Source organism: Nonomuraea sp. 3N208 (genome assembly GCF_052245935.1).
GTDB lineage: Bacteria > Actinomycetota > Actinomycetes > Streptosporangiales > Streptosporangiaceae > Nonomuraea.
Window position 1 is genome coordinate 1 of the sequence record NZ_JBQQBR010000098.1, and the last position, 9,211, is coordinate 9,211.

Below are 9,211 nucleotides of genomic sequence, written 5' to 3' on the forward strand. Positions count from 1 at the left end.
GCTGGTGCCGGCCGCGCGGTTGCCGCCGTTGGCGGTGGCGATGTCCTGCAGGGCCTGGAGGTGCTTGTGCACGTTCGTGCCCTTGACCTGCTGGACGAGCAGCTTGGCGAACGCGTCGTCCAGGCCGAGGGCGTTGGCCGGCGCAGCTATGGCGATGGTCAAGGCGAGCGCGGTCATGAATGAGATCACGATTCTGCGCATATGGGTACCCCTTATCTACGGGACGGGGAGCAATGTCCCCCGAGAGTCGCCGAAACGCGAAACAACCCGACCCTGCAATACTGAGAAGAATTGCTAATCCGGTAAAAATCAGGACATATCGAGCACGTTCTGTTTTGCGTGGGCGCGTACCCCGTTTTTCCTTCCACGTCCTTGGCATCGCCACGCCCGCCGAATGATCTGATCACCTGGCCGCGGTGGTGATGCCGGTGGCCCGGGTGAGCAGGACGGTCGCGGCGGGGGCGAGCAGGCGCCACGGGTGGCTGTTGGAGCGGGGGTCGTGCTCGCGCTGCCAGACGGCCAGCTCGCTGAGGATCCGCACGGCGTGCACGCCCACATACCAGTCCAGAGGGCCGATCTCGGCGCGAGGATTCGCCGCGCGGTACGCCACCGGCCGGCTCACCATTCACACTCTCGGCCGCCGCCTGGGCATCGGCGGAGATGAAGCGGGTACGGCCGCGCTTGGCCGCCTGATGGCGGAAGGCCTCCCGCAGCAGGCCTCGGAGAAGGCACCATGAGCGGCCCAGAAGAGACCGCACAGCCGGGATGGTCCGATGAGGACGGGCAGCGGTGGGCCGCCGACGCCGATCGCCGCGACCGCGTCCTGGCCCCCGTGGCCGAGGCACTGCTGTCGACCGCCCGGCTCCAGCCAGGCCAACGGGTCCTGGACATCGGCTGCGGATGCGGCGCCACCACACTCGACGCCGCCGCACGCGTCGCCCCGCACGGCGAAGTCACCGGGATCGACGTATCCGAGCCCATGCTGCACGTGGCCCGCGCCCGGCAGGCGGGCGGGGGCCTGGGCAACGTGCGCTTTGTTCACGCCGACGCGCAGGTCCATCCCATCCCCCGTGCCGGCCTCCGACCGCGACGCCGCGCTCAACGACGTGCGTGCCGTCCTGGCCGACCACGCCGACCAGGCCGGTGTCCACTTGACCGCCGCCATCTGGCTCATCACCGCCACCCGCGCCTGATCAGTCCACAGCGGCCCGAGCGGAGGGCCTCTTCGGCGGTGGCCGTACAAGGTCATGGGCAGATTGCGGGGAGTGCTACGCTGCTGATCGTTTGGGCTTGGATTTCGGATGGAGAGGGAGGTGAGGTTTGATGACCGCGGTGAAGACCGCTGCCGTGTGCAGTGCCCGGACAATCCTCACGTCCCGGGCCCCGGTCTGACTCATTTCTTGCCGTCCGCCGTGAGCCGTCCGGCTTGCGAGGCGGAGTGGCGTCTGCGTCTCGTCGGGGCCCCTTCCCGCAAGGTGTCTCACGTTGCCAAATCTCTTCACGGATCCATCCGACGTCGGCCTGTCCCGGTACGGATGGACGGAAACACTCGATAACGCCTTCGCAGAACACCGCGAGGCCGGCCTGGTACCGGCCCGGATCGTGCGTGTGGACCCTAGCGTGCCGGGGAGGCGCGAAGCGGTCGCGGCCACCCTGCAAGAGATCATCATGCGTCACGCGCACAGCACGGAATACCAGTACCCCGGCTACATCCTGCGCCCACAGGCAAGCACAGAAACGGACTCGAACACTCCCATGACCGCCTCCTGGATCACCCGCCCCGAGACCGCCGCCGACCTCGCCCAGATCCGCGAGGTCAATCTCGCCGCCTTCCCCACCTCTCACGAGGCCGACCTGGTCGAGGCTCTGCGGGCCGACCCGGAGGCGTGGATCCCCGGCCTGTCCTGGGTCGCCGAGGCGCCCGACGGCTCCATCGCCGGATTCGCGCTGCTCACCCGATGCCACGTCGACGGCTCTCCGGCGCTCACCCTGGGCCCGTGCGCCGTCAGACCCGAGCACCAGCGGCGGGGCGCCGGTTCCGCCGCCATCCACGGCGCCCTGCGAGCCGCGCGTGAGCAAGGCGAGAACCTCGTGATCGTGCTCGGCCACGCCGAGTACTACCCGCGTTTCGGCTTCACCCCGGCCTCCGGCTACGCCATCCGGCCGCCCTTCGACGTCGAGGACAAATACATGATGGCGCTCGCCTTCGACCCCACGCGACCCGTGCCGACCGGCACCATCCGCTACCCGGCGGCGTTCGGCGTCTGACCCCGCCCTCCGGCACGAGACAGCAGTTCGACGCTCTTGACCCCTGCTGGGCCGCAGCCGCCGACAGACCGTCCTGGTGACGGCATGTACCACGGACGGCGTCGGCGGGCTCGAACACGCTTAGGGTTCCACCGCGGCACGGACTTGCGGGGCGCCAGGTCAAAGCCGGTCTTGCTGCCGACCTCGCCATCCTGTACCCCCAGCTAGCCGCATGAGAGTAGCCGGCGCAACGGCCACTACAACGGTGTAGAGCGTGAACGTGGCCGTGGGTCGGTCCCGGTTGACGCGACCTCCGACGTGGCGACGGCCGCCTCGGCGCCCCGGCACCACGGTCACAGGCGGGGCGGGAAGCGCTGGAGGCTGAACTTGCCCGCGAGCGCGCGGCGTTGGATCTGGCGGGAAAGGCCATGCGCCCTTGGAAGCAGCGCTTGTGCGGTCCAGGCCATGCTCCGCCGCCTGCTTGGCCACCCCGTACGCGATGCCGCGACCTGGGACAGGCTGGACGCCGGCGACCTGGACCGGGGCCATCGCCGGCGTCCCCCAGAATCCCGAATCTTGTGTGCCCTATGCGTTCCTTTCGGCCGGCTCCAGCCCCACTAGGAGGTTGAAGGCGCCGGTGAGGACATTAAGGGCGACAAGGCCGACGATCTCCGCGATGATCCGGTCACTCCACCCATGCGACCGAAGCTCCACGACGTCCTCGTCCGTGATCGAGGACGGCTCGACCAGCACTCGTAATGCCACGGCGATGAGTGCCGCTTCCCTGGCGTCGGTGGAGGTCCCCTGACGGGCGAGGGCGATGTCGGCCTCGGTCAGCCCTGCGGCGCGTCCCGCCGCGGCATGCGCGTCGAGGCAGTGCCCGCAGCCGATCCACTCCTGTACGGCAAGCGAGATCTTCTCACTGAGCGCGCGAGGCAGCTTGATCCGCTTCATGGCCCGAGAGAAGTCCAGGTAGCCCTGAAGCAACGCCGGAGAGTGGGCCATTGTGGCGACCATGCCGCCCACGCCACCCCTTCTCTCGATGATGTCGTTCAGGAGCTCGCGGGACTTCCCGGGCGCGTCAATGGGGTCCAGTGCGGTCAGGCGTGGCATTTATCCTCCTCAGGGTGTGTCGTGAAGTACTATACCCCCCTAAGGTATAGGAGGTGGAGAGATGTCACTAGAACGGCGACTCATTGAGCACCTGTCTCACTGGCTCGGCCAATGGCCGCCTACCACCGAACTGGACATCGTCGGCGCGCCAGGGCGAACGCTCCAAGGCTGGGACGCCAGGATCCATCCCGTCGTGGGGGTCGGAAACGCCCAGGGCCGCGTCCTCTCAGTCCAGCCCGAGCACGTGGAGAAGTTGGCGGAGCAGTACGCTCGAGACGCCAACCTGTCCGTGTTCGGATCGCGAGTTCCGGCCCTGATCGGCCTTCCGAAGCGTGGATGGTTCACCGCCGTCTACCGCTGGACGACGCACCCCGTTCCCCTTCCCGATGCCGGCATATGGTTTCCCGCGGAAGCTCCCGAGGTGCCCGAATGGCTGCGGCCATTCGGCGGGGAAGTGTTGATCGCCCGAGATCCGAATACTGGAGAGCATTTGGCCGGCGTGGGCGTCAAACGGCATGACGCGTACGGACGAGAGCTCGCCGTCGTGACCGCTCCGGCGGCGCGTGGCCGTGGTCTTGCCCGACGGCTTGTCGCCCAGGCGGCGCGGCGAGTGCTGGACGAGGGCGCGGTGCCCACGTACATGCACGCCTTCAGCAACCATGCGTCTGCCGCCGTCGCCGAAGCAGCCGGCTTTCCCGACGTCGGCTGGACGTGCTTCGGCGTGACCGAGCAGGAAGTGTCTCGGAGCGAAAGCGGCTAGCCGGTCATGGGCGGACGGCGCCGAGCAGGCGAGTGCGCCAGTAATCGTCGAGGTCGACCACTTTGATGATGTCGCCGGTCTGGGGCGCGTGGACCATTTTGCCGTTGCCGGCGTACATGCCCATGTGTCCCAGTCCTTTGCTGAAGAGCAGATCTCCGGGCTCCAGCTTGTCCAAGGGAACGCGACGGTCGGCGCCCCAGCTCCATTGAGACCAGGTCGTGCGCGGTAGCTCGACCCCTCCTGTACGCCAGGCCGCCTGCGTCAAGCCGGAGCAGTCGAACGAGTCCGGCCCGGTGCCGCCGTAGCGATACGGTTTACCGACCTGGGCGAACGCGAACTCGAGTGCCGAGCGGGCGTTGCCGGACGCAGGCCCGGTGTACTCGATGCCCGGGCTGTTGGGGTCGCCGGCCTGGAAGGCGCCCAGCCTGCGCAGGAGCTTGGTCTGTTCGGCGACCATCTTGTCGACCTTCGCCTTCTCCTGGCGTACCTTGTTGCGCGCCGTTTCGGCCTCGGCCAGGACGGTCTTGGCCTCGTCGCGTTGATCGCGCAGTTCTTTGGTGGTCACCTCGTAAGCTCGTATCTTCGCCGCCGCGGCCTGTGTCATCTCATCGAGGGCGGCCATGGTGCCGAGCATGGCCTCGGGATTGCTCTGGGTGGCGAACTGAGGCCAGCCCCGGAAGGGGCCGAACTGGTAGTTGTTGACCGCCACGTTGACGAGGTCCCGGCGCAGGGCGTTGGCTCGGGCGTCTTTGCTCTGGAGTTCGGCGTTGAGTACGCCGTACCTCTTCTTCGCCGTCGTGTACGTTTCGGCGGCCTGGTTGTAGCGCTCGACCAGTTGGTCGGCCTGCTCGTTCAGCTTCACCAGCTTGGCCCTGGCCTTGGCGGGCGACGGGTCGGCCACGGCGGTGCCAGGGGTGGAGGCCAACGCGGCTAAGGTCAGCGCGACGGCTGCTGTTGTTCGCCCAAGCCGAGCCGGTACGACCACTACGATGCCTCCTCGTAAGCTCCAAACCTGGGGCGAAATAGTACAGAAGCGGAGAAGACGTTTCGCCCTGTTCATGACAATTCGGCTGGCCGGAGCGGTATGTACTATCCGGCATAGCGGCCGGTAGTGCCCACCCGTGTGGAGATACGCAGGTCGCCCTCCAGGCGTTCGGTCGGGGGCCCGGACATGGCGCGCCCCCGGCTCCGAAGAGGTCTCGGAGCCGGGGGCGCGGTCGTCTCAACGGTCGGTGAGGTCCCTGGGGTGACGGGCGTAGAGCACCACGGCCGTGGCGCCGGGGAGCAGCCGTGCCGTCTCTTCGATGGCGTGGCGGGCGTCGGGCGAGCCGTCGTGGGCGATAAGGGTCGGTGTGGCGGTGGACATGGGATTCTCCTCTGAAGCGGGTACTCAGTTGCCTCGGTGGGTGGCGGCGGGTTCGGCCGCCGCGGGTGCGGACGTGTAGGAGCGCAGGGTTCCTGCGGCGAGCAGGGCACCCACGAGTGCGATGCCGGCGGCTCCGATGAACGCGGCGGAGAAGCCGCTGGTCAGGGCGGGCAGATTGCCGAGTTGGGCGGCGCCGTTGGCGGCGGCGACGGCGGTCATGGCGGCGAGGCCGAGTGCGGAGCCGACCTGGTAGCTGGTGTTGACGATGCCGGAGGCCAGGCCGCCTTCCTCGGGCCGGGCGGAGGAGATGGCGGTGCCGAGGGAGGGGATGAAGGCCAGTGACATGCCGAGGGCGGCTACCAGGCTGGCGGGGAGGACGTCGGTGGCGAAGCTGCCGTTCGGGCTGATCAGTGCGAGCCAGGCCATGCCGGCGGCGAGCAGGGCCAGGCCGGTGACGGTGGTGGTCTTGGGACCGAACCGGTTGATGGCCCGGGGGGCCAGGACGATCATGCCGATCATGATGAGGACGGTCATCGGCAGGAGGGCGGCGCCGCTGGGGAAGGCGCTGTAGCCGAGGACCTGCTGCAGGTAGAGGTTGAGGAAGAACCACATGGGGATCCACGCCCCGCCGAGGAGCAGTTGGGTGAGGTTGGCGGCGGCGAGGTTCGGGGTGCGGAAGATCGACAGGCGCATGAGGGGCTCGCGGCGGCGGGCCTGGATGGCGACGAAGGTGGCGAGCAGGATCACGGCGGCGGTGAGCGCCAGCCAGGTCTGCGCCGAGGCCCAGCCGATTTCCGGTGCGCGGACGATGGCGTAGACGGCGGTGCCGAGGCCGGCGGTGACGGTCAGCGCGCCGATCAGGTCCACGGAGCCGCGCTGGGATTGGGCGGTGGGCATGAGCGGGCCGGTGGCCAGCAGTGCGACGAGGGCGATGGGGATGTTGATGTAGAAGACCCAGGGCCAGCTGAGGTATTCGGTGATGACGCCGCCGAGGAACACCCCAGCGGTGCCGCCGGCCGGGGCGGCGGCGCCGTACAGGGCGAGGGCCTTGGTGAGCTCCTTGGGGTCGTGGCCGAAGAGCATCATGAGCAGGGTGAGGGCGGACGGGGCGATCAGGGCGGCGCCGATGCCTTGGACGGCGCGGCCGGTGAGCTCGACCCAGACCTCGGGGGCGATGCCGGCCACCAGTGAGCCGGCGAGCAGGATGAGCCAGCCGGCGCCGAAGAGGCGGCGGGCGCCGAACAGGTCGGACAGGCGTCCGCCGAGCAGCAGAAGACCGCCGAAGGCGACGACGTAGGCGTTGAACACCCAGGACAGGCTCTCCTGGGAGAAGCCGAGGTCTTCCTGGATGCGGGGCAGGGCGACGCCGATGATCGACGTGTCCATGATGACGATGAACTGGGCGGTGGCGATCAGGGCCAGGGCTGCCCATCGCCGGGGGGATGGTGCGGACATGTGCACTCTCCATCTCAGGTCTTATACCCATGTGGGGTATTCGGTGGATCAATAAATACCACCGGGGGGTATCTGTCAAGAGGTGCTGGCCCAGAGATGATCGGCGCTCGATTCTGGTCGTACGGAGTGCGTAGGCCGAAGGCTGTTTCGAGGTTGGGCTCTTGCGTCAGAAATACCATAGGGGGGTATAGTGTTGTGCAGCGACGAACGCGAGGGAGGTCGCACATGGCCGGATACACCAGCAGCAAGCAGGATCACGCGATGCGGTTGCGTCGTATCGAGGGGCAGATTCGTGGCCTGCAGCGCATGGTCGAGGAGGACAAGTACTGCATCGACGTCTTGACTCAGGTGTCGGCGGCGACCAGCGCGCTGAAGTCGTTCTCGCTGTCGTTGCTGGAAGAGCATCTGGCGCACTGCGTGGCCGAGGCCACGTTGAAGGGCGGCCCGGAGGCGGACGCGAAGGTCAAGGAGGCCTCCGACGCCATCGCCAGGCTTGTGCGTTCTTGACCTGTGTTGAAGGAGAGATGGATATGAGCACCGTCAGCTACACCGTCAGGGGCATGACCTGCGGCCACTGCGTCAGTTCGGTCAAGGAGGAGGTCGGCGAGGTGGCCGGCGTGACCGGTGTCGAGGTGGATCTGGCCACCGGGTTGTTGAGGGTGGACAGTGACAGTCCGATCGACCCGGCGCGGATCGTTGCCGCGGTCGAGGAGGCCGGATACGAAGTGGCGAGTCGGTCATGAATGCCGCGGCCAAGCTTGGTTCCTATGTTGTAGGGGTGGCCGTCGTGTTCGGCGGCGCGCTGGGTGTGGGAAAGGTGGTGGGGCCGGTCGCGGCGGCGGCTCCGGTCGCCGGCCACAGCGCGATGACGGCGCCACCCTCGGCGAGCCCGGCGCAGGGTGCGGGACATGATGAGCACGCCACCGAGCCCGCCACGAGCGATAGTGATACCCCTGGGGGGCTGCAAGTGTCGGAGAACGGTTACACCCTCATCCCGCTCACCGAAACGATCAAGCCGGGTGAGCGCACGGATTTCCGTTTTACGGTGACCGGCCCGGACGGTAAGCCGGTGACCGACTACCGGGTTGAGCACGACAAGAAGCTGCACTTCATCGTGGTCTCCCGTGATCTGGGCAGTTTCCAGCACCTGCACCCGGTCGAGGCGGGTGGCGGCGTTTGGTCGGTCGAGCTCACGCTGCCCGTGGCGGGCGTCTACCGGGCTTTCGCCGACTTCGTGCCCGGCGGCGGCGAGGGGCTGACCCTGGGCGCCGACCTGTCGGTGGCGGGCGGGTTCGAGCCCCAGGCGCTGCCGGCGATCAGCCGGACCGTGACGGTCGACGGGTACACGGTCACCTTGGACGGTGATCTGAGGCCGGGTCAGTCGAGCAAGCTCACCTTGAAGATCGTCAAGGACGGTAAGCCGGTCACCGACCTGCAGCCTTACCTCGGCGCTTACGGGCATCTGGTGGCGCTGCGCGCCCGTGATCTGGCCTACCTGCACGTGCACCCCGACGGTGCGCCCGGAGATGGCACGACCGCGGCAGGACCCGAGATCGTCTTCTACGCCGAGGTGCCCAGCACCGGTGACTACCGGCTGTTCCTGGACTTCCAGCACGACGGTAAGGTGCGCACCGCCGACTTCACCCTCGGCGCGGGCGAGCGGCCGGCCATCCCGAACGTGACCCCGACACCCGCCCCGAGTGGGCACGGCGATCACAGCCACTGAGCGAGAGAAAGGAGAACGGTGATGTCCCAGGTCACCGATGACCGGCAGAACGCGGTCGAGCTCTCGATCGGCGGCATGACGTGCGCGTCCTGCGCCAACCGCATCGAGCGCAAGCTGAACAAGCTGGACGGCGTGACCGCGACGGTGAATTACGCCACCGAGAAGGCGAAGGTCACCTTCGGTGACGGCGTTGACCCGGAGCAGTTGATCGCGGAGGTGGAGAAGGCCGGCTACAGCGCCGCGCTGCCCACGCCTCCTGCCCGGCAGGAAGAGGACCGGGAGCCGGCGGATGAGCTCCAGCCGTTGCGCAACCGGCTGATCACCTCGATCGTATTGTCCGTGCCGGTGGTCGCGATGGCGATGATTCCGGCGTTGCAGTTCACCTCCTGGCAGTGGTTGTCGCTGACGCTGGCGGCGCCGGTGGTGGTGTATGCGGGCTGGCCGTTCCACAAGGCGGCCTGGACGAACCTGCGGCACGGCGCGGCGACGATGGACACGCTGATCTCGATCGGCACCATCGCCGCGCTGGGCTGGTCGCTGTGGG

General features: G+C 67.9%; 12 protein-coding genes and 2 pseudogenes. 8 read left to right on the plus strand and 6 right to left on the minus strand.

Annotated features, from left to right (window positions below; all coding sequences use genetic code 11):
* Together ACTWPT_RS59035 and ACTWPT_RS59040 are read right to left on the minus strand one after the other, a co-directional pair.
* Window positions 1–201 (minus strand): annotated as a pseudogene (locus ACTWPT_RS59035) (aminopeptidase); the annotation flags it as partial.
* 202 nt (window positions 202–403) lie between these two features.
* The gene (locus tag ACTWPT_RS59040) at window positions 404–622 is read right to left on the minus strand and encodes a hypothetical protein (RefSeq protein WP_443186311.1); all 219 of its coding nucleotides are present in this window, start codon (window positions 620–622) and stop codon (window positions 404–406) included.
* A 111-nt stretch (window positions 623–733) separates the two neighbouring features.
* Here ACTWPT_RS59040 and ACTWPT_RS59045 point away from each other — a divergent pair.
* From ACTWPT_RS59045 to ACTWPT_RS59055, 3 genes and pseudogenes are all read left to right on the plus strand, one after another.
* Window positions 734–1,057: pseudogene (locus ACTWPT_RS59045) on the plus strand (class I SAM-dependent methyltransferase); the annotation flags it as partial.
* 13 nt (window positions 1,058–1,070) lie between these two features.
* Complete coding sequence (locus tag ACTWPT_RS59050) at window positions 1,071–1,193, plus strand: hypothetical protein (RefSeq protein WP_443186322.1); 123 nt, start codon at window positions 1,071–1,073, stop codon at window positions 1,191–1,193.
* A gap of 562 nt (window positions 1,194–1,755) precedes the next feature.
* Entirely contained in the window at window positions 1,756–2,268 is a 513-nt protein-coding gene (locus tag ACTWPT_RS59055) for a GNAT family N-acetyltransferase (protein ID WP_443186321.1), read from the plus strand.
* 564 nt (window positions 2,269–2,832) lie between these two features.
* Here the strand turns inward: ACTWPT_RS59055 and ACTWPT_RS59060 are convergent.
* Window positions 2,833–3,360 (minus strand): carboxymuconolactone decarboxylase family protein, encoded by a 528-nt coding sequence (locus ACTWPT_RS59060; protein ID WP_443186312.1) that lies wholly within the window; start codon window positions 3,358–3,360, stop codon window positions 2,833–2,835.
* 244 nt (window positions 3,361–3,604) lie between these two features.
* On the opposite strand from ACTWPT_RS59060, the gene ACTWPT_RS59065 reads away from it, so the two are divergent.
* Window positions 3,605–4,120, plus strand: coding sequence for a GNAT family N-acetyltransferase (locus tag ACTWPT_RS59065; RefSeq protein WP_443186313.1), 516 nt, complete (start codon window positions 3,605–3,607; stop codon window positions 4,118–4,120).
* A gap of 4 nt (window positions 4,121–4,124) precedes the next feature.
* On the opposite strand, the gene ACTWPT_RS59070 is transcribed toward ACTWPT_RS59065, so the two are convergent.
* The 3 genes from ACTWPT_RS59070 to ACTWPT_RS59080 all read right to left on the minus strand — a co-directional run bounded on the left by ACTWPT_RS59070 (window position 4,125) and on the right by ACTWPT_RS59080 (window position 6,941).
* Window positions 4,125–5,045, minus strand: coding sequence for a C40 family peptidase (locus tag ACTWPT_RS59070; protein ID WP_443186314.1), 921 nt, complete (start codon window positions 5,043–5,045; stop codon window positions 4,125–4,127).
* A 297-nt stretch (window positions 5,046–5,342) separates the two neighbouring features.
* Window positions 5,343–5,486, minus strand: coding sequence for a hypothetical protein (locus ACTWPT_RS59075; RefSeq protein WP_443186315.1), 144 nt, complete (start codon window positions 5,484–5,486; stop codon window positions 5,343–5,345).
* A gap of 24 nt (window positions 5,487–5,510) precedes the next feature.
* Window positions 5,511–6,941 carry an MFS transporter gene (locus ACTWPT_RS59080; protein WP_443186316.1) on the minus strand — a complete coding sequence of 477 codons (1,431 nt, stop codon included), beginning with the start codon at window positions 6,939–6,941 and terminating at the stop codon, window positions 5,511–5,513.
* A gap of 225 nt (window positions 6,942–7,166) precedes the next feature.
* Here ACTWPT_RS59080 and ACTWPT_RS59085 point away from each other — a divergent pair, with 225 nt between their 5' ends.
* The 4 genes from ACTWPT_RS59085 to ACTWPT_RS59100 form a co-directional block, all read left to right on the plus strand.
* The gene (locus ACTWPT_RS59085; RefSeq protein WP_443186317.1) at window positions 7,167–7,448 is read left to right on the plus strand and encodes a metal-sensitive transcriptional regulator; all 282 of its coding nucleotides are present in this window, start codon (window positions 7,167–7,169) and stop codon (window positions 7,446–7,448) included.
* Window positions 7,449–7,471: 23 nt separating this feature from the next.
* Entirely contained in the window at window positions 7,472–7,684 is a 213-nt protein-coding gene (locus tag ACTWPT_RS59090) for a heavy-metal-associated domain-containing protein (RefSeq protein ID WP_443186318.1), read from the plus strand.
* Complete coding sequence (locus ACTWPT_RS59095) at window positions 7,681–8,667, plus strand: hypothetical protein (protein WP_443186319.1); 987 nt, start codon at window positions 7,681–7,683, stop codon at window positions 8,665–8,667. Before ACTWPT_RS59090 ends, ACTWPT_RS59095 begins: the two co-directional genes overlap by 4 nt.
* A gap of 21 nt (window positions 8,668–8,688) precedes the next feature.
* Window positions 8,689–9,211 (plus strand): cation transporter (locus ACTWPT_RS59100; protein ID WP_443186320.1); only part of this gene is annotated, 523 nt, incomplete at its 3' end.

What these genes read in the sequence shown, in the direction of transcription:
- ACTWPT_RS59055 (WP_443186321.1), top strand. Translation starts at nt 1,756, where the DNA reads ATGACCGCCTCCTGGATCACCCGCCCCGAGACCGCCGCCGACCTCGCC.
- ACTWPT_RS59095 (WP_443186319.1), top strand. Translation starts at nt 7,681, where the DNA reads ATGAATGCCGCGGCCAAGCTTGGTTCCTATGTTGTAGGGGTGGCCGTC.
- ACTWPT_RS59090 (WP_443186318.1), top strand. Translation starts at nt 7,472, where the DNA reads ATGAGCACCGTCAGCTACACCGTCAGGGGCATGACCTGCGGCCACTGC.
- ACTWPT_RS59085 (WP_443186317.1), top strand. Translation starts at nt 7,167, where the DNA reads ATGGCCGGATACACCAGCAGCAAGCAGGATCACGCGATGCGGTTGCGT.
- ACTWPT_RS59060 (WP_443186312.1), bottom strand. Translation starts at nt 3,360, where the DNA reads ATGCCACGCCTGACCGCACTGGACCCCATTGACGCGCCCGGGAAGTCC.
- ACTWPT_RS59075 (WP_443186315.1), bottom strand. Translation starts at nt 5,486, where the DNA reads ATGTCCACCGCCACACCGACCCTTATCGCCCACGACGGCTCGCCCGAC.
- ACTWPT_RS59080 (WP_443186316.1), bottom strand. Translation starts at nt 6,941, where the DNA reads ATGTCCGCACCATCCCCCCGGCGATGGGCAGCCCTGGCCCTGATCGCC.